Origin of the sequence: Sphingomonas kyeonggiensis (assembly GCF_014204495.1) — a bacterium.
Lineage (GTDB): Bacteria > Pseudomonadota > Alphaproteobacteria > Sphingomonadales > Sphingomonadaceae > Sphingomonas > Sphingomonas kyeonggiensis_A.
The window spans coordinates 795087-820783 of record NZ_JACHLN010000002.1; the positions used below are offsets into that span (position 1 = coordinate 795087).

General features: G+C 66.3%; 12 protein-coding genes. 6 read left to right on the plus strand and 6 right to left on the minus strand.

Translation table 11 applies throughout. The annotated features are described in order from the left end of the window. Positions 1-68 precede the first annotated feature (68 nt). From HNP52_RS11435 to HNP52_RS11455, 5 genes are read right to left on the minus strand one after another with little or no spacing between them, the layout of a single operon-like run. A complete protein-coding gene (locus tag HNP52_RS11435; protein ID WP_184166935.1) occupies positions 69-1061 on the minus strand; it encodes an aldo/keto reductase in 993 nt (330 codons plus the stop codon). Between the two features lie 4 nt (positions 1062-1065). Beyond that, on the minus strand, positions 1066-1653 hold the full coding sequence (locus tag HNP52_RS11440) for a flavodoxin (protein ID WP_311768447.1): 588 nt from the start codon (positions 1651-1653) through the stop codon (positions 1066-1068). Next, entirely contained in the window at positions 1650-2786 is a 1137-nt protein-coding gene (locus HNP52_RS11445) for an aldo/keto reductase (RefSeq protein WP_184166937.1), read from the minus strand. Before HNP52_RS11445 ends, HNP52_RS11440 begins: the two co-directional genes overlap by 4 nt. Then, entirely contained in the window at positions 2783-3802 is a 1020-nt protein-coding gene (locus HNP52_RS11450; RefSeq protein ID WP_184166939.1) for an aldo/keto reductase, read from the minus strand. The genes HNP52_RS11445 and HNP52_RS11450 overlap by 4 nt, the downstream gene beginning before the upstream one ends. Positions 3803-3830: 28 nt before the next feature. After that, positions 3831-5099 (minus strand): multidrug effflux MFS transporter, encoded by a 1269-nt coding sequence (locus HNP52_RS11455; protein WP_311768448.1) that lies wholly within the window; start codon positions 5097-5099, stop codon positions 3831-3833. 111 nt (positions 5100-5210) lie between these two features. On the opposite strand from HNP52_RS11455, the gene HNP52_RS11460 reads away from it, so the two are divergent. From HNP52_RS11460 to HNP52_RS11485, 6 genes are all read left to right on the plus strand, one after another. Continuing rightward, positions 5211-6107: a LysR family transcriptional regulator gene (locus HNP52_RS11460; protein ID WP_184166942.1), complete on the plus strand. Its 897-nt coding sequence runs from the start codon at positions 5211-5213 to the stop codon at positions 6105-6107. Between the two features lie 496 nt (positions 6108-6603). Beyond that, complete coding sequence (locus HNP52_RS11465) at positions 6604-7362, plus strand: hypothetical protein (protein ID WP_184166945.1); 759 nt, start codon at positions 6604-6606, stop codon at positions 7360-7362. A gap of 14 nt (positions 7363-7376) precedes the next feature. Further along, positions 7377-7853, plus strand: a complete 477-nt coding sequence (locus tag HNP52_RS11470) for a DUF11 domain-containing protein (RefSeq protein WP_184166948.1) — start codon at positions 7377-7379, stop codon at positions 7851-7853. Positions 7854-7921: 68 nt separating this feature from the next. After that, entirely contained in the window at positions 7922-8992 is a 1071-nt protein-coding gene (locus HNP52_RS11475; RefSeq protein WP_184166951.1) for a DUF11 domain-containing protein, read from the plus strand. 68 nt (positions 8993-9060) lie between these two features. After that, a complete protein-coding gene (locus HNP52_RS11480; protein WP_184166954.1) occupies positions 9061-14058 on the plus strand; it encodes a DUF11 domain-containing protein in 4998 nt (1665 codons plus the stop codon). Beyond that, complete coding sequence (locus HNP52_RS11485; RefSeq protein WP_184166957.1) at positions 14058-14564, plus strand: hypothetical protein; 507 nt, start codon at positions 14058-14060, stop codon at positions 14562-14564. Before HNP52_RS11480 ends, HNP52_RS11485 begins: the two co-directional genes overlap by 1 nt. 12 nt (positions 14565-14576) lie before the next feature. Here HNP52_RS11485 and HNP52_RS11490 read toward each other — a convergent pair whose 3' ends face one another. Then, positions 14577-25469 (minus strand): autotransporter outer membrane beta-barrel domain-containing protein, encoded by a 10893-nt coding sequence (locus HNP52_RS11490; RefSeq protein WP_184166960.1) that lies wholly within the window; start codon positions 25467-25469, stop codon positions 14577-14579. Positions 25470-25697 lie beyond the last annotated feature (228 nt).

Here is a 25697-nt window from a genome sequence, read left to right on the forward strand (position 1 = left end):
TTTATCGAATTTCGGAGAGCCCCCCCCGGCTCTCCGAAATATCCGTGACGATGCAAAGGGCCAGGCCTTCAGAGCCCGGTCATTTTCAGCACGGCCTCGGGCAACCGCTCGCCTTCGACGATGATCGCGGAGGTGCCAGCCTCGATCTCGGCGAGATCGGCTGCGGTAAGCTCGAGATCGATCGCACCGAGGTTTTCGCGCAGCCGGGTCAGCTTCGTGGTTCCAGGGATCGGCACGATCCACGGATGCTGGGCCAGCAACCAGGCGAGCGCTACCTGTGCCGGGGCCACGCCCTTGCGTTCCGCGACCGCGCGAACAATGCCGACCAGCGCCATATTGGCCTTGCGCGCCTCGAGCGAGAAGCGCGGCACCAGGTTGCGGAAATCGCCCTCGGGGAACTTCGTGTTCTCGTCGATCTGGCCGGTGAGGAAGCCGGCCCCGAGCGGGCTGAACGGGACGAAGCCGATGCCCAGCTCCGCCAGCGCCGGAAGCAACTCGGTCTCCGGCCCGCGCCAGAACAGCGAATATTCACTCTGCACTGCCGTAACCGGCTGCACGGCATGGGCACGACGGATCGTGGCCACGCCCGCCTCGGACATCCCGAAATGCTTCACCTTGCCCTCGGCGATCAAGTCCTTGAGCGCACCCGCCACTTCCTCGATCGGCACGTCCGGATCGACGCGGTGCTGGTAGAACAGGTCGATACGATCGGTCCTCAGGCGCCTGAGGGCGGCATTCGCCACCGCCTTGATATGCTCGGGCCGGCTATTGGTGCCGCCACGGCGCGCGCCTGTCTCGAGATCGATGTCGAACCCGAACTTGGTCGCGATGACGACCTGATCGCGGATCGGCTGCAATGCCTCACCCGCCAGTTCCTCGTTCGCGAAGGGCCCATAGGCTTCGGCGGTGTCGAAGAAGGTCAGGCCTTCATCGTGCGCCGCGCGGATCAGGGAGATCATCTCCGATTTGTCGACGGGCGAGCCATAGACACCGGTCATGCCCATGCAGCCGAGCCCCAGCGCCGAGACCTCAAGGCCGTTGCCCAACAAGCGCATCTTCATGCCGTCATCCTTTCAACTGGCCGAGCCAGCTTCTGACCTGGTTCAGGGTTCGCCGTTCCTGATCCGCCTCCATCACGAAAGGCGTCTCGATCCGGGCAGCAGGCGCGTGGCTCTCAAGCACCGATGCAGCATTGCCGATGCCGTAGCCGCCATGGGTGATGAACGGCCGGATCGTGCGCCCCCGCAGATCATGTACCTTCAGGAACGATCGGATCGGTGGAGGCACGGTTTCGCCCCAGATGGGAAAGCCGAGATACAACGCCCGGCAATCCGCCAGATTTTCGATCTTCGCCGCCAGCGCGGGCTCGAAGCCGCTATCCCGCTCCCTTGTCGCCTGCGCGACGTGCTGCTCATAATCCTCGGGATACGGGCGGGCCGGTCGGATCTCGAACAGTCCGCAGCCGAGCTCCCGGTGAAGCGTCTCGGCAATGACGCGCGTGTTGCCCGAGCGTGTGAAATAGGCGACGAGCACCCTGGAACCGGTCATCGCCGCGCCCCCTTCCTTCGCACAAGCGTCCGTGCTCGCGAACGCGAGGACCGCCGGCGCGGCAAGCATCGCGCGACAGGAGAAGGCATCGCCCTTCCCCTTCACGGTCGCATCGGGGCTTCCGCCCCGGAAAACGCCTGCACCGCCGGTGGCAGGCGATCGCCCTTGATCGCGATCGCCGCCACCGCCTTGTTCAGCGCATTCAGTTCATCCGGCGTGAAATGCAGGCGCATCGCCCCGCTATTCTCCCGCATGTGCGCCATCTGGGTGGTCCCGGGGATCGGGACGATCCAAGGCTTCTGACCGAGCAGCCACGCAAGGGCGACCTGCGCGGGAGAGGCCTGCTTCCGCTCCGCCCAGGACCGCAACAGCGTAACGAGTGCCAGATTGGCCGTCAGGTTTTCCCCGGAGAAGCGAGTCTCGTTCTTGCGGATATCGCCCTCCGCATAGGCCGTCCGCATATCGATCGCTCCGGTCAGGAAGCCGACCCCCAACGGGCTCCACGGTACGAAACCGATGCCAAGCTGCTCGCACAGCGGCAGCACTTCCGCCTCCGGCCCACGCCACAGCATCGAATATTCGCTCTGCACCGCGGCAACCGGAAGTTCGGCATGCGCGCGACGGAGCGTGTTCAGCCCCATCTCGCACAATCCCCAGTGCAGCACCTTGCCCTGCGCCTTCAGCTCCTTGATCGTGCCGGCAACATCCTCGATCGGCACCTGCGGATCGACGCGGTGCTGGTAGAGCAGATCGATGCGATCGGTCCGCAGCCGCTTCAGCATCGCATCGACCACGGTCCTGATATGATCGGGCCGGCTGTTCAAACCGGGCAGCCGGCGGCCTGTCTCGGGATCGATATTCCAGCCGAACTTGGTTGCGATGACGACCTTGTCGCGGAAGGGCTGCGCGCTCTCGCCAAGGATCCGCTCGACTTCGAACGGGCCATAGGCCTCGGCGGAATCGAAGAAGGTCACGCCCTGATCATAGGCGGCACGGATGATGCGGATCATCTCCGGGCGGTTGGGGATAGTGGTCTGGTAGGTGCGGCTCATGTTCTGGACGCCCAGCCCGACGCTCGAGACTTCCAGCGAGCCGAGCCTGCGCCTGTCCGCCCCGGAAGCGTCGGGGACGCCGGAGACCTGCGCCGACGCAATGGTCCCGGGCGCAATCAGCGGAGCCACGGCGAGCGCGCCTCCGGCCAGCAAGGCGCGGCGGCCGATCTTCGGTTGCCCGGTCATTCCGCTACCTCCTGCCTGGCAGGTGCCTCGCGGCCGGCCATTGCCATTTGCGCGGGTGCGTAGCGCTCGCCCGCCGGCTCGATCCGGGATGCGGCATCATTGATATCGCGCAGTTCATCGTCGCCCAGCGCCACGTCGGCCGCTGCAATATTCTCCTCCAGCCGATGGAGCTTGGTCGTGCCCGGGATCGGCACGATATAGGGGCGCTGCGCCAGCAACCATGCCAGCGCAATCTGGGCAGGCGCAGCGCCCTTCTCGCCGGCGACGCGCCGTAGCAGATCCACAAATGCCTCGTTCTTCGCCAGCGCGTCCGGCTGGAAGCGCGGAGTCGTCGCGCGGAAATCGCCCTGCGGCAGCGCCTGGTTCGACATGGCGCCGGTCAGGAACCCCTTGCCGAGCGGGCTGTACGGCACGAAACCGATGCCGAGCTCGTCGCAGGCTGCGAGAATGCCATTGGTCTCCGGCGCACGCCACCACAGCGAATATTCATTCTGGACGGCCGTCACCGGCTGTACCGCATGGGCGCGGCGCAGCGTCTGCGCGCCGGGCTCGGAAAGCCCGAAATGCTTGACCTTGCCCTCGGCGATCAGATCGCGAACGACGCCTGCGACATCTTCGATCGGCACATTGGGATCGACGCGGTGCTGATAGAGCAGGTCGATGGTCTCGATCCCGAGCCGCTGGAGCGAACGGTCCACGATGCCACGGATGGCTTCGGGACGGCTGGAGACGCCGCGGTTCTCGGCTGTTTCCGGATCGATGTCGAACCCGAACTTGGTGGCGATCACCACCTGATCCCGCACCGGCCGCAGGGCCTCGCCGACCATCACCTCATTGGTGAAGGGACCATAGACTTCTGCCGTGTCGAAGAGGGTGACGCCGCGATCCACGGCCTGGCGGATCAGGGTGACGCCCTCATCCTTGCTCACCCGGGTCGCGTAGCCGAAGTCGAGGCCCATGCAGCCAAATCCGAGTGCCGAGGCCTGAAGGCCCTGACCAAGCGTACGTGTTTTCATCGAAATTCTCCGGTTTGTCGGTTTGAAATCAGGTGCGGGCCGTGCGTGGCAGCAGCCAGGTGCAGAGCAGGCAAGCCGCCCCGGTGAGCGCCATCACCAGGCCCAGCGGCCCCGGTGTTCCATCCGCCAGCAGGCTCACCAGCGCCGAACCCAGGATACCGCCGCCATATTGGAACGCGCCGATAAGCGCGGAGGCGGCTCCGGCCCGCTCGGGAAACGCATCCAGCGCGCCTGCGATGGAATTGGCGACGATCAGTCCGTTCATGCCACTGAACAGGATCAGCGGGAGGGCCAGGCCGGCGAGCCCACCGAAGCCGGTATAGCCCGCTACCGCCGATGCCAGCCCGGCAATTGCCGCGATCACCGCCCCCGAACGGATGAGACGATCCATGCCGATGCGCGGTACCAGCCGGGCATTGAGCATGTTCATCAGCATGATCGCCAGGATCGCCAGGCCGAACAGCAGGCCATAGAGCTGTGGCGAGACGTGGTGGACGCGGATGTATGCGTCGGGCGAGCCGGCGATATAGGCGAAGGCACCGGCATAGAAGAAACCGCCCACGCCTGCCGCTGCGAGGATCCGCCGGTCGCCCAGCAGGGCGACGTAGCGCGAAAGGGCGTGGCGGACCGCGTTCGCGTCCCGCCGCTCGGATGCGAGCGTTTCGGGAACGGTGAACAGTGCCGCCATCGTGATCGCCCCAATGCCGACGAGCAGCCAGAAAATCAGATGCCAGGATCCGATCGACAACAGCTGGCCACCGATCAGCGGGCCGACCAGGGGCGCCACCGCCATGATCGTGATCAGGGTGGAGAGCATTTGCGCCGCCCGGTCACCAGCGAACAAGTCGCGCACCATCGCGCGGGAAAGAACGACGCCGGCCGAAGCACCGGTTGCCTGCACCAGCCGCCATGCGATCACTTCGGGAACGCTTGAGGAAAGTGCGCAGCCGGCCGAACCGATCATGAAGAGCGCGATGCCGATCGCGACGGGTATCCGCCTTCCGATCTGGTCGCTAACCGCGCCCCAGAAGAGCTGGCCAAGGCTGAAGCCGACCAGATAGGTGGACACCGTCAGCTCCAGCGCGCCCGGGCCGCTATGCAGGTCGATCGCCATCGCGGGCATTGCAGGCAGATACAGGTCCGTGGAAATCGAACCGAACGCCATCAGCGTCGCCAGCACCGCCAGTATCCGCAGAGGGTTGCGAGCGGTACTTGCCGCCTCCGACGGGAGCGTGATCGACGGGGAGGTTACTTGCATCGTCATGTCGCGGTCCTTCGCGAGCAGGACGGCGGCCACGGCCGCAGCATTCCTGGTCACCGCCCATTTACGCCTCCGGACCGTTGCCGATTAGACAGGCAATGGAACTTGAGCCTATGAATATCAGTCATGAAACTTTGAGGAAGCGGCATGAAACGCGAGGACATGGCGGACCTCACGATGTTCCTGGCAGTCGCCGAGGAAGCGAGCTTCACGGCCGCCGCGAAGAAACTGGGCATCTCGCAATCCGCACTCAGCCATACCGTCCGCCGGCTTGAAACCCGGCTTGGCCTCAGGCTGCTGACCCGAACCACCCGCAGCGTGGCCCCCACCGAAGCGGGCGAACGCCTCCTCGACACGCTCCGCCCGGCCCTGGAGGAAATCGACCAGCGGCTGGCCTCGCTGACCCAACTACGCGAGCGGCCGGCCGGCACGGTCCGCATCACGACGTCCGAACATGCCGCCGAAACGATCCTCTGGCCCGCGATCGACCGGTTTGCCCGCGCCTATCCGGACATAAACATCGAATTGAACGTGGAGTCCGGCCTGACCGACATCGTCGCCGGCCGCTTCGATGCCGGCGTCCGGCTCGGCGAAGCGCTCGCCAAGGACATGATCGCGGTCCGCATTGGTCCACAGGTCAGGATGATTGCAGTCGGTGCGCCCGGCTATTTCACCGCGTATGGCATGCCGGCAACACCCCAGGATCTCGCTCAGCATCGCTGCATCAATCTGCGCATGACCAGTGCGGGCGGCATCTATGCTTGGGAGTTCGAGAAGGACGGACGCGAACTCCGCATGAAAGTGGACGGCCAGCTGGTGCTCGACCGGGTTCCGCTGATCCTCAAGGCCGCGGTGGCGGAGCACGGCATCGCGTTCGTCATGGAAGACCGGGCGACTGAAGAACTGCGCTCAGGATCGCTCGTGCGGGTACTTGAGGATTGGTGCCCGCCTTTCGACGGCTATCATCTTTACTATCCAAGCCGCCGGCTGGTGTCGCCGGCATTCAGGCTGTTCATCGAGGCTCTTCGCTACCGGCAGGCCTGAGCCAGATAACAAAGCCGGGAAGCGGAAGTCGCCGCAAAGCACGAGACAAGCAGGCACGGCGCCCGATATCGGTCTCGGCGAACCACTATCCAATCATGAACCTGCTCAGGATCCCGGACGAGCGGGCAGATCCGCACGATCTGCCGCACTCCGCAAATAGCGATAAATCCGAATACAATTTACAGACAGCCACGACGTTATTACGTAATTTCTACATTAAATTACGTAATTTCTATGTTGATGTACCTATCAGAAAGATCACGTCTAGGGGTTAACCACGATATAGACTTACAGCCTAAATTAATTCGTCGAGCGCAATTTACCCTTGCGATTTCAGGGGGAAAATTGCTTGCAGGTTATTCGTGTCAGACATGAAAGGGAGCGCAGGGCAGTATTACTGTCCGCGGTAGCCCTTTCTTGTATCTGTACGACGCCCGCCTTCGCGCAGACGCGCGCGGGAACCTGGATTACCAATACCGCGCGCCTTGACTATTCCATGGACGGCGCCCCCGAGCAGGTCAGCTCCAACCCCTCGACGTTGCAGGTCGCAGAATTCATCGGCAGCCGGATCGTCGCGCGCGCGCTGCGCATGGCGGTGGTACCGGGCCACCTCACGCCCCTGCCCTTCACCCTGACCAATATTGGCAATGGCCGCCAGGCCTTCTGCCTCAGCGCCGACTATCCCGACGGCACGGTCGAGGGCTTCGCGATCGATGGCGACAGCGACGGGCTCTACGATCCCGCGCATGACAGGATGCTGCCTGACGGCTGCACCGAAGAACTGGAGCCCGGCCAGTCGGTCGACTTCCTCGCGTTCTTCCGCAGCAGACTGGGTACGGTCCATACGCTGACCCTGATCGCCCATCCCAAGGGCAGCAGCGGCGGCTCCATCGGCACGGGCCCCGTCTCCACCGTCGTAACCATCGAGCCCATGGCGGGCGGCGGCGACCCGACGCTCACCAAGAGCCAGTCGGTGCTCGATCCCTGGGGCGGGACCATTCCCGCGCATGGCGCAGTGGTGACCTATACGCTGGTCGCCACTTTCCCCGGCCTCACCGCCAATGCCGCGGTCATCGATCCGATCCCGGCGGGGACGCGCTACCTCCCCGGCAGCCTCATGCTCGACGGCACCGCGCTCAGCGATGCCAGCGACGGCGATGCCGGCAGCTTCGACGGCACCGGGATCCGGGTCGCGCTCGGCGATGTCCCAGCGGCCACCACCCACAGCATCCAGTTCAAGGTCACCATCCAATGACGAGGAGTTTCACCATGCGCCATGCCTTGTTGCTCGGCAGTCTGTTGCTGACGACTGCGACCGCCGCCGTCGCCGCGCCCTCCGGGCCGGTGAACATCACCACGACCGTGCTCGCCGAAACACGCGCCGAGGCCGCCAACGGCACCACCCAGGTCAGACTGGTGCCGGTCAGGCGCGTCGTGCCCGGCGACCATGTCGTCTACCAGATCAAGGTCACCAACAGCGGCGCAAAGCCCGCCAGCGGCGTGGTGATCGCCAATCCGGTGCCGGCCGGCATGCAATATGCCGGGCCCGCCGCCAATTCCCCCGCGCCCGAGGTGTCGGTCGACGGGAAGAGCTTCGGCCAGCTCGCTTCGCTTCGCATCGCCACCGCCGATGGACGGGCCCGCCCCGCCACCGCGGCCGATGTGCGCGTGGTGCGCTGGCGGTTGGCCCAGCCGGTGCCCGCCGGCGGTGCGCAGCAGGTCGCATTTCGTGCACTTCTAAAGTGATATCAGTGATTTAACATCAGAAATTGAGGTATTTTCTCATGAGCATCCATCCTTTGCGGGGGGCATTGTTGGGGGGCAGCGCACTCGCGGCAACGACCCTGGCAGCACCTGCCTTCGCCCAGTCGCAGACCGCGTCTGGCACCACCGTCAACAACCAGGCCAGCGTCAGCTATGACGTCGGCGGATCGACCCAGTCGGTCTCGTCGAACGTCGCCAGCTTCGTGGTCGACAAGAAAGTGAATCTGGCGGTCGCCGAAGTCGGCGGCGCAGTGACGCAGACGGCGATCGGCGCCACCGCCCAGGTCACGACCTTCACCGTTACCAACCTGACCAACGCGACCCAGGACTTCCGCCTGGATCCGGACCAGCAGAGCGTGTCGATCCCGCTGCTCGGCAGTGACAATTTCAACGTCACCAACATGCATGCCTATGTCGATAGCAACGGCAACGGCACCTACGACGCCGGTATCGACACCGCGACCTATATCGACGAGCTCGCGCCGGATGCCTCGGTCACCGTGTTCATCGTCGCCGACATCCCGAACACCCCGGGCATCGATACCGCAATCGTCTCGCTCAACGTCGTGGCAGCGACCGGCGGCACGGGCGGCGCGCTCGGCGCCGACCTGATCGCCAGCTCGACGCTCGTGCCGGATTCCGCCGGCACCGTCGAAATCGTCTTCGCCGACGGCTCGGGCGCGCTCGATCTCGCCCGCAACGGCCAGGCCCGCGCGTTCGACGCCTATCACATCTCCACCGCGGTGGTGACGCTGGGCAAGACCTCGCGCGTGATCAGCGATCCGATCAACTTCCTGGCCAACCCGCATGCCATCCCCGGCGCGACGATCGAATATTGCATGACGATCAACAATGCGGGCCCGGGCACGGCGACCAATCTCACCGTGACCGACAATGTGCCGGCGAACACCACCTTCGTACCGGGCTCGATCCAGGTCGGCACTTCCGCCGGCGGTGGCGGCTGCATCCTGGTCGGCACCTCCGAGGACGACAACAACACGGGCGCGGACGAGACCGACCTTTACGGCGGTTCGTTCGACGGCACTACGGTGCGGGGCACGATCCCGTCGGTAGCGCCGCTCGGCGCTTACGCCGTCGCGTTCCGAGTCACGATCAACTGATCCGTACAAGTGATTGAAAACCCATACCGGTGCGCAACTTCGCGCTGCGCACCGGATCGGGAAGATCAATGAACCCACCGTCTCGTCTCTCGCGCCTGTTCACCGGCGCCCTCGCGCTCGCGGCGCTTGGCTCCGCATTCCTGGGGAATGCGGAGGCGCAGACGATTCGCAACACGGCCACGCTTCAATTTGCCGACGGCTCCGGCACCCGCGCGATCGCATCCAATGAAGTGACGCTGGATCGCCTCAAGAAGCCGACCGTGCTGGGCTTCCGCCAGCTCCCTTCCGGCTACCAGTTCGTCGGCATGAAGTGCGAGACGAGCCCCAGCCTTCAGTTCACTCCCGCCGAAGTGACCGCCGCGCAGCTTGCCGCCGCGCCCCAGCTCCAGTCGCATGACGTGCAGAACGCGATGATCGTGACGCTCGAGGCAGAGGCCGAGAACCGCGATCCCAATGTGCGCGAATGGGCCTGGATCACCGCCACGATCGGCACCGCCTCGGTGCGCCTGCCCCTGATGGAAACCGGCGCGGATACCGGCATGTTCGCCGGCGCGGTGCCTGCCTCCGGCACGCGTCCGGATCTCGCCGCCTGCAACATTCGCCTGACCGGCATCGGTAAGCTCTATGTCAGCTATGACGGCGACGACTTGAGCTTTCCGTCGGACGCGACGCTGCTGATCGATCCCGAAGGTTATGTCTTCGATTCCGAGACCGGCGCCGTGATCGATGGCGCGACGATCACGCTGATCGACAACGCTACAGGCAAGGCCGCCGCCAGGGTCTATGGCGACGACGGCATCAGCGCCTATCCGAACACGGTGATCAGCGGCTCGACCGTCACCGATGCGGGGGGCACCGTCTATGCCTTCACCCCGGGCAATTTCCGCTTCCCGCTGGCCCCCCCTGGCAGCTACCGGCTGCAGGTCACTCCACCCGCCGGCTACACCGCGCCTTCGGCCCGCACGCCGGCCGAGTTGGCCGATTTCAACGGTCCGCCGGGCAGGTACCGGATCAGCGACGCTTCCTATGGCGGCGATTTCCTGCTGGCGAATCCGGAACCCGTACACATCGACGTGCCGCTCGATCCGCCGGCCCGGGCAGCCGTGACCGCGAAGCTGGTACTGACCAAGACGGCTTCGGTGAACGACGCCAGCGCAGGGGACTTCATCGCCTATGCGCTCGAACTCAAGAATGTCGGCGGCGCCACTGCGCAAGCGCCGGTCGTGACGGACGTGCTGCCGCGCGGCCTGCGCTATCGCCCGGGCACCACCAGAGGGGCATCTGAACCACAAATTTCAAGTGATGGCAGTATCTTGCGATTTACTCTCGCAAGCATTTCTTCAAATAGCGCACGCACGGTGTCCTATGTCACTTCGGTAGGTCCCGACACGCCGCAGGGCGAGGCAGTAAACCGCGCTTCGGCAACGGACGGACAGGTGAGCAGTCCCGAGGCGAGTGCCGCCGTGCGCATCCACGCGGCCTTGTTCACCGACGCCATGACGCTGATCGGCCGCATCACTGAAGGGGATTGCCGCAACCCCGACCGCAATCGCAAGGGCGTAGCCGGCGTGCGCGTGCTGCTGGAGGACGGAACCTTCACACTCAGTGATAAGGATGGCCTTTATCACTTTGAAGGTATCCGCCCGGGTACGCATGTCATCCAGCTCGACACCGGCGCGCTGCCGCCCGGCTATGCCCCGGTGACTTGCGACCGCGACACGCGCAGCGCCGGCAGCCACGGCACCTCGCGATTCGTCGAGGGCATGGGCGGCAGCCTGCAACGTGCCGACTTCCAGCTGCGCCGGATCGCCCCGCCCGCAGATACCGGCCAGGTGACGCAGCCGGCAGTGCTGGACGACGCCACCGCCGCCGGCAGCGGCATCGACTGGCTTGCAGCCGCGCAACCCGGCGCACCTGCCTGGCTGTTCCCCGATGCCATCCACAATCCGCGCTCGCCGGCACTGCGTATCGTGATCCAGCATGCGCCGGGCCAGGCAGTCGCGCTGACGCTCAACGGCCAGCGGACCGATCCGCTGGCTTATGACGGCAGCGACGAGGATGTCGCGCGCGGCGTCACGGTCTCGCGCTGGACCGGCCTGCCACTGATCGAAGGCGACAATCATCTCCAGGCCCGCGTGCTCGATGCCCAGGGCAATCTGGTCGCGACGCTCGACCGCACCATCCACTATGCCAACACGCCTGTGCAGCTGACCTATGTCGCCGAACGCTCGCAGCTCGCCGCGGACGGCCTCCGCCAGCCGCAGATCGCCGTCCGTGTCACCGATCGCGACGGCAAGCCCGTGCGCGCCGGGGCGATCGTCGCTTTCCGCGTCGATCAGCCCTATGCCGCTGCCCAGGCCGGCGCCGCCGAACAGACGCGCCAGCTGGCCGGGTTCGACCGCGCCGAGGCGACCGCCCGCGTCACCGGCGACGAGGGCATCGCCCTGCTTGCGCTCGCGCCGACCACCCAGGCCGGCACGGCCCGCATCGCGGTCACACTGCAGGGTGCGGACGGCGAGAAGCATGTAACCGAGATCCGCCCCTGGCTCTCGGCGCCGGCGCGCGACTGGGTGATCGTCGGCTTCGGCAAGGGCACGATCGGCTATCAGACGCTGAGCAAGCACAGCAATCCGGCGGTCCGCACCCATGACGTCGTCACCGACGGTCAGCTTGCGCTCTATGCCAAGGGCCGGATCAAGGGCAGCTGGCTGCTCACCCTCGCCTACGACAGCGATCACCGCTTCGATCGTGATCGCGGCCTGCTCGGCAAGATCGACCCGGACCGCTACTACACCGTCTATGGCGACGGCACCGCCCAGGGCTATGACGCCGCCACCCGCGGCAAGCTCTATCTCCGCCTGGAGCACAAGGCATTCTACGCGCTGTTCGGCGATTTCGAGACCGGCTTCACCGACACCCGCCTCGCCCGCTACAGCCGCACGCTGAACGGCGCCAAGGCCGAATATGCCCGGGACGGCGCACACGTCACCGTGTTCGCCGCCAATGTCGACGAGCGCTATGCCCGGGACGAGATCCAGGGCAACGGCCTGTCGGGACCTTATCGCCTGTCGCAGCAGGACATCGTGCCCAACAGCGACAAGCTGCGGCTCGAGACGCGCAACCGCTATCGCCCCGACCAGGTTCTGGAGAGCACCACGCTGACCCGCCATATCGATTACGACATCGATCCCATCGCCGGCACGATCCGGTTCCACGAGCCGGTGCTGAGCCGCGACGGCGCGCTCAACCCGGTGTTCATCGTGGTGGATTACGAAACCTATGGTCCGGGCAAGAAGCGCGTCGGCGGCGCGCGGGCGTCGGTCACCGCCGCCAAGGGGAAGGCCGAATTCGGCGCAACCATCCTGCATGACGAGACGATCGGCAGCGCCACCGTTGCCGCGATCGATCTCAAGGTCCGCCCGCTCCAGGGCACCGAGATCCGCGCCGAGGCGGCGACCGGCGGCAAGGGTGGACTCAAGGCCGGCCAGGCCTTCTCCGCGGAGATCGAGCATCATGGCAAGAGCCTCGATCTCCTCGCCTATATGCACCAGCAGGATGCCGGTTTCGGCCTCGGCCAGCAGAATTTCGGCGAAGCCGGAACGCGCAAGATCGGCACCGACGGCCGGCTGCGCATCGGCGAGCGGCTCAGCGCATCGCTCTCCGCCTGGGTCCAGGACGACCTGGTGACCGGTGCCAGCCGTGTCGCCGCCGATGGCCGTATCGAATATCGCCGCGACAACGGCACCGTCTTCGTCGGCGGCCAGTTCGCTTCGGACGTCGGCACCGACGGCAAGCGGCGTGTCTCGCAGCTGTTCACCGTGGGCGCGACCCAGAAACTGTTCGGCGGCGATGTCGAGCTGCAGGGCCAGGGCCAGGTCGCGCTGGGCGGCAAGGATGAGAGCACCGACTTCCCGGCCCGCCAGCAGATCGGCGCCACCTGGAAGATCACCAGGGATATCCGCCTGCTCGGTCTCTACGAGATCGCCAGGGGCGACACCTATACCGCGCACGCCGCGCGACTGGGCTTCGACGTGGCGCCCTGGGCCGGCGCCCGGCTGATGTCGAGCATCAACCAGCAGGCAATGGGCGAGAACGGCACGCGCACCTATGCTCAATATGGCCTCAGCCAGTCGCTGCCGGTGAGCAAGCGCTGGACGATCGATGCCACGCTGGATGCCAGCGGCACGCTTTCGGGGCATATCGATCCCGCGGCGACGATCAGCCCGTTCCAGCCGCGTGCCACTGGCGGCGTCCTCGGCCAGGACAGCCGCGACGGCGATTTCGTCGCGGTAACGCTGGGCGCGACCTATCGCGGCAATCGTTGGTCGTGGACCGGCCGTGCCGAATATCGCAATTCGGACCTGAGCCGCCGCGTGGGTCTCACCAGCAGCCTGCTGCGCACGCTCGGCGAAGGCAGCACGCTCGCATCGAGCGTCAACGCCTATCGCGTCACCGACAAGAACGGCGCCACCGTATCCTACGCCACCGCCGACCTCGCCCTCGCCATCCGTCCGGCCGACAGCCGCTGGGCGGTGCTCGAGCGCTTCCAGCTCCGCCACGAACAGGCCGATGCCGGTGTCTCCTCGCGCAACGTGCTGGCGGTGCCGACCTTCGCGATCGGCGACCAGTCGACGCTCCGCGCGGTGAACAACGTCGCGCTCAGCTACCGCACCGGACCTGAGGGTGCGTCGCATGGTTTCGAGGCAAGCCTCTATTACGGTGCGAAATTCGTCCGCGGTCGCTATGCCGATGAGACGATCGACGGGTTCATCGACGTGGTTGGCGTCGAGGTTCGCAAGGATCTGCGCCGCAACCTCGACATCGGCGTTTCCGCCAGCGTCCAGCATAGCTGGTCGAGTGGCAACGCCACCTTCTCCTATGGCCCTTCACTCGGCTTCTCGCCGGGCGGCAACACCTGGATCAGCGCGGGCTACAATGTCTCGGGCTATCGCGACCGCGATTTCGAGGATTCGCGCTACACCCGCCAGGGCCCCTATCTCACCATGCGCGTCCGGCTCGACAAGTCCCTGTTCGAGCAGGCCGGCCAGTTGTTCGGAGGCAAGTGATGCGGCGCCTTCTCTCCCTGCCCCTCATGCTCGTCCTGCTGGTCGCCGCAGTGCCGCTGACGATCACCAAGACATCGAGCGTCGTCTCGGATCCGACCAATCAGCTCTTTCCGAAGGCGATCCCCGGTGCGCTGGTCGACTACACGATCACGATCACCAATCCGGCGGCCAATTCGCTGACGACGGTGAAGACGATCGACTTCAAGGACGCGGTGCCGGCCAAGACCAAGCTCTATGTGGCGGATCTGAACGGCAACAACAGTGGCCCGATGGTGTTCACGGGCAGCATCGTCCCCGGCACCGGGCTCACCTATTCCTTTCTCGGCCGCGGGAACATGTCCGACAGCCTGTCCTTCTCCTCGGACAATGGCGCGACCTGGACCTATATCCCCTCGCTCGACGCCGATGGCTGCGACGCGGCGGTCACCAATATCCGCGTCCAGCCGACCGGAAACCAGACGGCGGGCAGCAATTTCACCCTGCGTTTCCGCGTGATGATCAAGTGACCCGCCGCCCGGTCAGAATGCCAGGCGAAGCCCGCCAACGCCCTTGAGACTGTAGCTCTTGGCGAAGTCGTGGATCGCGGTGTTGGCGGAGAGCTCGCTGAACAAGGTGACGCGGCCCACCGCCACGCTGCCGCCCAGGCCGAGTTCGCTCCACAGCCGCTCGTTGCTGCGCGCGATCGGCGTGCCCGAGACCTCGGTCACGGTGCCATCGAGCCACTCGTAGCTGAGGTTGACCACGCCATAAATGTGGCTGCGGGCGTCCTGGCGATCGAGCGAGATGCCCCAGCGCGTTTTCAAGCTGTCGCCGAGGCGCGACGAGATCGTTGCGCCGTTCGGATCGGTGAAGCGATCGAACCCGACGGTCGAATAGGCCATCTGGATCTGCGGCGTCACCGACAGGCTCCCCGACAGCGGCGAGCGCTTGCCGACTTCGACGCTGTAAGCCTGGCCGGTGCCGTTGTTACTATCGGCCAATTTGCCAAGAACGGTCGATTTAAGCTTGCTATCGAACCAGGTGAACTGCGCCCGGCTGTCGACATAGAAGCCTTCAGGGCCGAACCAGCTGAGCGTCGCACCGGCGCTGTAGCCCTGCGTCTTGATGCTGCCGTTGCCGAAGGGCGAAGCGATATTCGCCCGCGCTTCGCCATAGCCGCCGAGCAGGCCGACCACGAGGGTGGAGCCATCGCTGCGGGTACTGACGGTCCTGTCGACACCGAGCTCAACCGTCCAGCTGTCGACATTCACGCCGGAGAGGCTGGTCGATTGCACGGCATTGGGGCGCGAGCGAGCGCTCTCCATCCGGCCCCAGATACCCGAGGTACCATCGCTGCCCGCGCTCCAGCGGCGATTGCCGACGCGTTCCTGCATCGTGCCGATAGTGTTGAGCGTCGCCAGCGTCTGGCCATAGGCTTCGTAGACGGGAACGCCCGGCTGGTAGAGCGGCGTCGCCGGCGGCGCCACCGGGCTCAGCAGGCTCGAGCGGAGATACCAGTCGCCATCGGTCGGCGTGGAGACGCCGTTCTGGTAGAGCCGATAGCCATAGGCACCAGCGATCAGCGCCGGGGCACCCTCGAAGACATAGTCGCCGTCGAGCGTGAACACGCCGTTCGAGGCCCCCGCGACATCGACGATCTTGATGCCCTCGACAGTAGGTGCGCCCGTACCGCCCAGATTGGTAACCTTGACCAATGTGGTGCCCGCGGTGGCACCACCGACGACGAGGCGGTCAGCCCGCGCGCCGTCGCCGCCAAGCTCGGCCTCGATCTCAAGCGTGCCATTGGCGCCGGTATAGTTGCCGGTAAGGGTGAGCGTGCCGACCCCGGAAAGGCCCGGCGCGATCGTGCCCGCATTGGTGACCACGCCTACCGTGCCGGTGCCCTCGAGACGACCGGCAGCGTCGACATTGACGGTGCCGCCAAGGGCGCCCGTTACCGCCAGTGTGCCCGCCGCTACCCGGGTGGTGCCTGCATAACCGGTGCTGGTGCCGCCCAGAACCAGCGTGCCGGCCCCGGCCTTGGTGAGATTGCCCGCGCCCGAAAGCAGGCCGCTCAGGGTGAAGCTCGTTCCGGTGGCTGTCGAAACCGTGCCCGCGCCCTGGAGGACGAGGTTGCGGGCACTGGCGAGCGTCGCGTTGGTGGCAAGGGTGCCGCCATCGAGAGTGACGCCACCCGAAGCCGCGCCCAGATTGGCGTCGCTTACGATCTGCACGGTTCCGCCGGTGATCAGCGTGCCGCCGGTGTAGCTGTTGGTACCGCCGAGGACGAGCGTACCCGCATCGGTCTTGACCAACTGGCTCGCGCCGGTGAGCGCAGCATTGATCGTCGCGGTATAGCCCGCACCCGCGGTGCTGCCGTCGCCGACGCGGATCACCGCCTGGGCACCGGTGAGCAGGATCGCACCGCCGGCAACAGTGTAGCCGCCCACCGTGAACTGCATGCCCGAAGCAGCGACCTGGCCAAGACCGTTGTCGACCGTGACTGTACCGGCGGTGCCGCCGAACACTGCGAAGGCGCCGTTGCTATAGGGTGCGTTGACCGCGCCCGAGGCATCGGCCCAGTTGTCGTTGCCGGTGCTGCCCTGCCAGGTGCCGGTGCCGCCGTTGATCGCGCCATTGTTCTTGGGGCCGGCGGCGCCGTCCCAGAAGTTCAGCGTGAGGCCGGCGAAGTTGACCAGATTGACCTGGCCGGCAATCGAAGTCTGCACCGCGACATTGCTGCCGGCCGGCAGCGCGCCGAGCGTCAGACCATTGTCGGTGAGCGTGCCGCCATAGTTGAAGACGCGATAGACCCCGGCGCTGAACAGACCGCCCGCAGTCTGGCTTGCGTTGATCGTGCCGTCGAGGACCAGGTTGCCGCCGACATTGACCAGATCGTTGAGGGTGCCGCCTGCGACATTCGCCGAGCCGAATTCATAGCCAAGTGTCGCGCCCTGGGCGATCGACAGGTTGCCGCCGATCGTCAGGGTTCCCGCACCGCCGGCACCAGGCGTCAGCGTGCCGTTCAAGGTCACGTTACCGCCGAGCGTGCCGGTACCGCCGAGTGTTACACCAGCGGCGATGCTGGTAGTGCCGGTCGCAGCGGCATAGTTGCCGTTCACCAGCAACGTTCCCTGCGCGACCTGGATGCCACCGGTGAAGCTGCCGGTGCCGCCAAGCGCCAGCGTACCGGTGCCGGTCTTGCCGAGGTTGCCCGTGCCGGTAATCGCGCCGGTCAAGGTCAGCGTCGTGCCCGCATCGGTGGAGAACACACCCTGCCCAGCGAGGGCGACGGCGCGTGCGGAGCTGATATTGGTGGTGGTGTTGAGCGTGCCGCCATTGAAGCTGAGGCCGCCCGAAGCCGCGCCCAGATTGGCGTCGCTGGCAATCTGCAGCACACCGCCGTTGATCGCGGTGCCGCCGGTATAGATATTGGTGCCGCCCAGGATGAGCCGGCCGATATCGGTCTTCACCAGCTGGGTGTTGCCGGCGATCACCGACTGGATGTCGGCAATGAAACCATTGCCCGCCGCGCTGCCATCGCCGACGCGGATCACCGATTGCGGGCCGGTGAGGGTCATCGCACCACCCTGGATGACATAGGAGCCGGTGGCCGCGAACTGCAGGCCGGCGGCAGTCACCGCGCCCTGGCTATTGTCGATAGTCACCGTGCCGGCCGTGCCGGCGAAGATCGCGACTGCACCGTTGTCGAACGCCGCGTTCACCGCGCCGCTTACATCTGTCCAGTTGTCGGCGCCGGTCGCCTGCCACACGCCGCTGCCGCCGGCGATCACGCCGTCGAACTTCGGGCCGGCAGCGCCGTCCCAGAAGTTGAGCACCGCCGAGCCGGTGTTGACCAGGTTGACCTGGCCCGCGATCGCGGTCTGCACGCTGAGCTCGGCGCCCGCCGGAATCGTCCCGATGACGAGGCCGTTATCGGTCAGCGCGCCACCATAGTTGGCGATCCGGTAGAGACCGATATCGAACGCGCCGCCCGCGCTAACCGCCACGTTGATCGTGCCATCGAGCACCAGGTTGCCGCCGACATTGACCAGGTCGTTGAGCGGGCTGCCGACCGCGTTGGCCGCACCGAACTCATAGGCCAGGGTCGAACCCGTCGACAGGGTCAGCCCGCCATTGATGGTGAGCGTGCCCGGGCTGTTGCCCGGTGCGAGGGTACCGCCGTCCGCTATCAGAACGTCGCCGCCGAGGATGCCCGAGCCACCCAGCGTCGCGCCGCTACCGATGCTGGTGAAGCCGGTCGCCGCCGACTGGTTGCCATTGACCAGCAACGTACCGCCGGTGACGCTGGTGGTACCGGTATAGCTGTTCGCGCCCGAGAAGGTGATGGTGCCTCCGCCGGACTTCACCAGGCCGCCGCTGCCCGAGATCGTACCGGCGAAGCTGGTGCTGTTGGCGGTGCCGAAGCTCAGCACGTTGCCACCGAGCGCAATCGCGCCCGCGCCCGACAGGTCGCCGATCACGGTGCCCGGGCCGGTGACGCCGCTGATGTCGAACGCCGCGCCGGTGTTCACCGCCACCGCCCCGCCCGCATAGAGCGCACCATCGCCGATCAGCGCGAGCGTGCCGCCATTGACAGTGGTGCCGCCGGAGTAGCTCTGCGCCGTATAGAAGCGCACCGCGCCGCTCGGCGCCTGGATCACCACGCTGCCGCCCGTGCCGCCGGCGATGCCGCCATCGGCGATGCTACCCGACCAGTCGCTGAACGAGAGGGTGGCACCAAGCGTCAGCACCTTGGCGCCAAGCGCGATCGTGCCCGCCGCACCGCTGTTCAGCTGGATAACCCGCGCGCCCGTGTTCGCCTGCGAAATGTCGAACACGGTGCCCGCGCCGACGATCAGGTTGCCCGCGCCGATCGTACCCGCGCCCGACAGGGCCAGCGTGCCCGCCGCGATCAGGGTGCGGTTCGAATAGCTGTTCACGCCAGTGAGCGTCAGCGTGCCGGTGCCCAGCTTGTCGAGGAAGTTACCCGTCATGTTGCCAGCGCCGTTGCCGATCACGCCGCCCAGCGTGACATCGAAGCCTTGGACATCGATCCGGTTGGAAGTGCCGCTGCCGAGCGTGATCGCACGGTTCGAAGTGAAGGAGGCACCGGCACGTAGCGTGCCGCCCTGTAGCGCCAGCAGGCCGGTGGTTGCGCCGAGATTGGCGTCGCTCGAGATCTGCAGGATGCTCGAACCGGTGATCGTGGTGCCGCCGGCATAGCTGTTCACACCGTTCAGGATCAGCGTGCCGCCGCCCGATTGGGTTAGCGTGCCGCTGCCCGAGATCGCCCCGTCCAGCGCCAGCGTGCCGGTGCGGTTCACCGCCAGCGCGGCGTTGTTCACCACGTCGCCGGTGATGCTGCCGCCATTGCCGATCTGGAGCGTGCCGCCCTCGATCCGGGTACCGCCCGCATAGTTGTTGGCGCCCGTCAGCACGAGCGTACCGAGATCGGTCTTCACGAGCTGGCTCGCGCCGGTCAGAGCACTCGCGATCGTCGCAGTATAGCTCGCGCCCGCAGCAGTGCCGTCTCCCACGCGGATCACCGCCTGGGTGCCGGTAAGCGTTACTGCATCGCCGGTGATCGCATAGCCGTTGGTGGCGAACTGCATGCCCGAGGCGGTCACCGCGCCCTGGCTGTTGTCAACCGTTACCGTACCCGCATTTGCGGTGAAGATGGCGATCGCGCCGTCCGAGAAGCCGGCGTTGAGCGCGCCGCTCAGCTCGGTCCAGTTGTCGTTGCCACTATGCGCCTGCCAGACGCCGTTACCGCCGGCAATCGCGCCGTCGAACTTCGGACCGGCAGCGCCGTCCCAGAAGTTCAGCGTCAGCCCGCCGATATTGACCAGGTTCACCTGGCCCGCGACCGAAGTCTGGACGAAGGTGTCCGCCCCCGCCGGCTGGCTGCCGATGACGAGCCCGTTGTTGGTAAGCGAACCCGTATAGTTGAGGATACGGTAGATACCGACGTCGAAGCTTCCGCCCGTCGAGGTCGCTACGTCGACCGTGCCATCGAGCACCAAATTGCCGCCGACATTGACCAGATCGTTGAGCGGTCCGCCCACCGTATAGGCCTGGCCCAGCTCGAAGGCGAGGTGCGCGCTCGAAGCCAGGTTGAGGTCGCCGTTGATCGTCAGCGTGCCGACGCCGTTCGAACCGGCCGCCAGCGTGCCGGCCAGGTCGACGCCGCCGCCAATGATGCCGGTGCCACCCAGCGTGCCCGCCGCACCCACCGTGGTGAGGCCGGTCGCCGCGGACTGGTCGCCGTTGATCAGCAACGTGCCGCCAGTGACGTTGGTGACGCCGCTATAGCCGTTGGCGCCGCTCAGGATCGTCGTGCCGGCGGTCTGGTTGAGACTTCCCGTGCCGCTCAGCAACGTGGCGAAGGCATAAGCCGGATCGGTATGGTTGAAGTTGATCCGCGAGGTCGTGCTGCCCAGGTTGAGCGCCCCCGGACCGAACAGGCCCACCGCGGCCGCCGCCGCGCCCTCGCCGCCGCCGATGTTGAGCACGCCGGTGGCCCCGGCATTGTCGGCCAGGGTGAAGGTACCGCCCACGGCGATGCTGCCGCCATCGGCAAGGGTGAGCACGCCGGTACCCGCCCCGGTGCCGACCGTCAGGTCGCCGCTCGTGGTGAAGACGGAGGCCGGGCCCGAGACCAGCATCGCGGCCGGCCGCGTGGTGGCCGATCCGATCACCGCAGAGGTGAAGCTCGCCGCGCCGCCGTCGAGCAGCGAGAAGTTGCCATTGGTCATCGCCAGCGTGCCGGTGCTGGTCCAGTTCGAACCGGTGCCGGTGATCGTGAGCGTGGGAACGATGACGTTGCCCACCGCTGCGCCTACCAGGTTGGCGCCGGTGGAACGCAGCGCACCGCCGCCGCTGATCGTGACGTTCCCGATCGACGTCCCTGCGCTGCTGGCGACGGTCAGCGGGCCGAGCAGGTCGGCCAGCGAGCCAGCGCCAGTGATGTTGAGGTTCGCTGCGGCAGCGGGCGCCGGCGGACCGGACCGGAGGGCAAGACCGCCCAGCGTGGTCCGCAGCACGCCGCCATTTTCTACGTTGATGGTCGATACGCCGTTGCCGCTACCCGTTACGTTGACGAACCCGGTCGTGAAGGTTGATCCGACACCGGAAACGGTGAGCGTTCCGCCGTTGGTGATCCCCGTCTGGTTCGCCGCGGTGACGCTGTTGCCACTGGCAACCCGAAGCTCGCCGTTCTGGATCAGCGCCGAGCCGGTCCAGGTGCTGTTGCTGGAGAGATTCAGTTGTCCGGCGCCGAGCTTGCTGAAATTGCCCGAACCGGTGATCGAACCGGCAAAAGTGGAGGCATCCGCGCGATTGAACTGGATATTGGCGTTGTTGACGATGCTACCCGCGATCGTGCCGCTGGTGCCGCCATTGCCGATGAGCAGTGAGCCGGTACCGGTGATCGTGGTGCCGCCGGTGTGCGCGACGTCCCCGGTCAGCGTCACGGTGTTGTCGGTGCTGATCGTGAGCGCGCCGGCCCCGCCGACATCGCCGGTCAGCACCCAGTCCGATCCCGCACTGGTGGTCACGGTCCCCGCCCCCGCCAGCACCATGCCGCGGTTCGAGGTCATGTCGCCGGCGACCCGCAGCGTGCCGTTGCTGAAGCTCAGCCCGCCCGCCGCGTCGCCCAGGCTGGCGTCGCTCGCCACCTGCAGCGTGCCGCCGTTGATCGCGGTGCCGCCCGCATAGCTGTTGGCCCCGGTCAGCACGAGCGTGCCGAGATCCGTCTTCACCAGCTGGCCAGATCCGCCCAGCGCGCTGGCGATCGTCGCGGTGTAGCCCGCCCCCGCCGCAGTGCCGTCGCCCACCCGGACGATCGATTGCGGCGCGACCAGCCCGATCCCGTCGCCGGTGACCAGATAGCCGCTGCTGGCGAACTGCATGCCCGACGCGTTCACCGCGCCCAGACCGGCATCGACCGTCACCGTGCCCGGCGCAGCCATGAAGATCGCGAAATTGCCGTCGGTATAGGCGCTGTTGGCCGCGCCGGTATCGAGCGTCCAGTTGTCGTTGCCGCCACCGGCCTGCCACACGCCGTTGCCGCCGGTGATCACGCTGTCGCCGCGCGCACCGTTGCCGTCCCAGAAATTGAGCGCGGCACCGGCATAGTTGACCAGGTTGACCTGCCCGGCGACCGAGGTCTGGGCCACGACGATGCCGCCTGCCGGCACCGTGCCGATATTCAGGCCATTGTCGGTGAGCGACCCGCCATAGCTCAGCACCCGGTAGACGCCGATGCCGAACTCGCCACCCGGCGTGACGGTAACGTCGATGGTACCGTCGAGCGTCAGGTTCCCGCCGACTTGCGTGAGATCGTTGAGCGGGCCGCCGACCACGTCGGAATGGCCGAACTCGTAATCGAGCAGCGAATTGTTCCCAAGGCTGAGATCGCCCGCGATGGTGAGCGTACCCGGGCTGTTGCCCGGGGCCAGGATGCCGTCGGTGACGACGACATTGCCGCCGATCGTTCCGGCGCCGCCCAGCCGGCCGCCATTCGACACATTGACCAGGCTGGTCGCATTACCCAGTGTGCCGTTGACGCGAAGCGTGCTGCCGTTGCCGGTGCTGTTCGAGACGTTCACGGTGCCGGCAAAGGCGCTGCTGTTGCCGGTGAGGTTGGTGGTGCCCTCCAGCTGGTTGATCACGCCCGCGCCCGAGATCGCGGCGCTGAACAGATAGTCGCCGGCGGTGTGATTGAAGCTGAGGCGCGAGGTGGCGCTGCCCAGGATGACCGCCGGCGCGGTGAACGCACCCGCCGCGACACCGTTCTGACCCTCGGCCGCGCCGATGCTGAGTACGCCGGTCGCCGTGGCGCTGTCCGCAAGCACCAGCGACCCGGCGAGGTTCACCGAGGCGCCATCGCTGAGAACGAGTTCGCCGGTGCCCGCGCCGCTGCCGATAACCAGGTCGCCGCTGGTGGTGGTGAAGCTCGAATTGGCGCCCGAGATGCTCAGCTTCGCCCTGGACGATGAGGACACCGTACCGAAGGTGGCGTTGGTGAAGCTCGCGGCACCGCCCTGTGCCAAGGTGAAATTGCCATTGGTCGCCAGCAGCGAGCTGGTGCTCGTCCAGTTCGAGCCCGCACCGGTGATCGTCACGTCGAGCAGGCGGGCGCCGCCATTCTGGACATTGCCGGTCGCCGCACCCATCGTGCTGGCGCTCGCGGTGCGAAGCGTGCCGCCGCCACTGATTGTCACCGCGCCGCCGCCGGTCGCGGCGGTGGCGAGGCTCAGACCGCCAGTCATGTCGAACAGCGAGCCCGCGCCGTCGATATTGAGCCGGGCCGTGCCGAGCACGGTGCGGAGCGTCAGGCCGCCGGCCGTCAGCGCGAGATGGCCGCCATTGCTGAGGTTGACGGCCATGACCCGGCTGGCGTTGCTTCCCGCCACGTTCAACGACGCGGTGCTGAAGCTGGAGCCGGTTCCATCGACGGCAAGGGTGGCGCTGTTGTTGGTCATCGCCGTCAGGCCACCGGATACGACCGTACCGCCCGCGGCCACCAGAAACTGACCGGTCGAGATGCTCGTGTTGCCACCATAGCTGCTCTGGCCTGTGAGCGTCAGTCCACCGAGGCCGTTCTTGGTCAAGGTGCCGGTGCCGGTGATCGCGCCGGCATAGCTGTAATCATCCGACCGGCTGAAGCTCAGCGCGCCGTTATTGACGATGTTGCCCAGGACCGACCCGGTGGTGCCGCCATTGCCGATGTTCAGCGCGCCGGCGGCGATCGTCGTGCCGCCGGTATAGGTGTTGTCGCCCAACAGGGTGAGCCCGCCGCTGCCCGACTTGACCAGCGCGCCGCCGGCTAGCAGCGGCTGCGCGATCGTCAGGCCAGCGCCTGCGGTGATTTCGAAGCCGCCGCCATTCGTTCCCCAATTGATCGTCCGGGCGATGCTGCCGGTTCCGGTCCACTGCAGCACGCCGCCGTCGATCGTAAGCGCGCCGGAGACGTCGCCAAGGCCGCCATCCGAGGCAACCGACAGCGTGCCGGCGGTGATCAGGGTGCCGCCGCTATAGGTGTTGGTATTCCCGACCAGCGTCGTCGTGCCGGTGCCGATCTGGCGGATCGACCCAGTGCCGCTGAGCGCGCCGCTTACGGAATTCGCGATGCTGCTGTTGAAGATCAGCGTGCCGTCATTGACCACCTGGCGGAACGCCACGCTGGCGGCACCGCCATCGCCGACCCGCAGCGTGCCCTGGCTGATGGTCCAGTCCATCGCCATCGCGTTGGTGCCGGTCAGCGTCCAGGTGCTGGTGCCGTTCTTCTCGTACCGATCGGTGCTGGTGAAGTTGCGGTACTTGCCCGTGGGCGAGACCTGGGAGATGTCGAAGCTCGCGTCGGTGGGGCCGCCAAAGCCCAGGACTTCGGTGCCGCTTACGCTGGCGACCACATTCCCTTCGATGTTCGAGGTCGCCCACAGCTCGAGGTACAGGCGCGTGCCACCATTGGTGTCCATGCGGATCGCATCGGTACCGCCGGCGCCTGCCCGGATCGTGCCCGTATTGATGATCTTGACCGACCAGGCCTGGTCAAAGGCCTGGATCGCCGCGGCCCCGTTGCCGCCTTCGATCGTACCCGCATTGGTGAGGGTCAGCAGCGAGGAGCCGAAGCCGCGGATCGCCGCGCCGCCGGTGAAGGCGGGATCGCTGTTCGATCCGCCGCGGATCGTCCCGTTGTTGATGATGAAGGACGTCTGGCCGATGTTGCGCGAGTAGACCGCAAAGCCATCGCTGCCGCTCTGGCCATTCGAGCCCTGGATCAGGTTGTTGTTGATCAGCGTACCGCCGCTCAGGATCGATACGGCCGTGCCCGAATTGTCGCCGGTCGGGGTCAGCGTATAGGAAATCGAGTCGCCGGCCAGGATCGAGCCGTTGTTCACGAAGGTACCGGTACCGTTCAGGCTGAGAGCGATGCCCGGGTCCTGACCCGCGCTGCCCATCGAGCTGCCACGGATCGTCGCCGTACTGGTGACGGTGCCCGTGCCGTTCAGCGACAATGTGCCCGAGGTAATCCCGTTATTACCGCCGAAATTGCCCGCAAGGACCAGCGTATTGCTGCCCGAGGGCCCCGCAATGAGCGTGCCCTGCCCACTGGTCGGGCCGGTCAGGACGAAGCCCTGGGTATCGATGGTGACCGGCTTGTTCGGCAGCGTGAAGGTCGCGGTCGACACGCTGAAGCTCGCGCCGAGCACGATCCGGGGATTGGGGTCCGCATTGCCGGCAATGACGGTCAGCGCCGCCTGCAGCTCCGCTTCGCTGGTCACGACATAGTCGTCGGCCCAGGCCGCCGAGGGAAGGAAAAGCGCCAGGGTCAGCGCCGCGCCGCCGGCACCCGCGAGCAATTTCCGGCGGCGAGCCGGAGATACATTCGAGGCCTTGCAGATCGATCCTGCGGTCGTGAACATCATTACCCTCCTGACGCTACGCGGACATGCAAACGCGTCCTCCGCGGCAAGCCGGGAAGACTGGGACGATCGTGGGGACCGCCCATCACACAGTTCGTTCGAGAGGCACTCGTGACATGGGTGAAACGTTCGATGTCCCGGTGCGGCACAAGGTGTTAACGCAATCTAAATCGACCGCGTTGAGACGCATTTACCCTACGTTTTTCAGGAAAAATCGCCCTATCGGGA

Excerpts from the sequence above, each read along its gene's own strand:
- HNP52_RS11450 (WP_184166939.1), bottom strand. The coding sequence starts at position 3,802 with ATGAAAACACGTACGCTTGGTCAGGGCCTTCAGGCCTCGGCACTCGGA.
- HNP52_RS11480 (WP_184166954.1), top strand. The coding sequence starts at position 9,061 with ATGAACCCACCGTCTCGTCTCTCGCGCCTGTTCACCGGCGCCCTCGCG.
- HNP52_RS11490 (WP_184166960.1), bottom strand. The coding sequence starts at position 25,469 with ATGTTCACGACCGCAGGATCGATCTGCAAGGCCTCGAATGTATCTCCG.
- HNP52_RS11470 (WP_184166948.1), top strand. The coding sequence starts at position 7,377 with ATGCGCCATGCCTTGTTGCTCGGCAGTCTGTTGCTGACGACTGCGACC.
- HNP52_RS11435 (WP_184166935.1), bottom strand. The coding sequence starts at position 1,061 with ATGAAGATGCGCTTGTTGGGCAACGGCCTTGAGGTCTCGGCGCTGGGG.
- HNP52_RS11485 (WP_184166957.1), top strand. The coding sequence starts at position 14,058 with ATGCGGCGCCTTCTCTCCCTGCCCCTCATGCTCGTCCTGCTGGTCGCC.
- HNP52_RS11460 (WP_184166942.1), top strand. The coding sequence starts at position 5,211 with ATGAAACGCGAGGACATGGCGGACCTCACGATGTTCCTGGCAGTCGCC.
- HNP52_RS11445 (WP_184166937.1), bottom strand. The coding sequence starts at position 2,786 with ATGACCGGGCAACCGAAGATCGGCCGCCGCGCCTTGCTGGCCGGAGGC.
- HNP52_RS11465 (WP_184166945.1), top strand. The coding sequence starts at position 6,604 with ATGGACGGCGCCCCCGAGCAGGTCAGCTCCAACCCCTCGACGTTGCAG.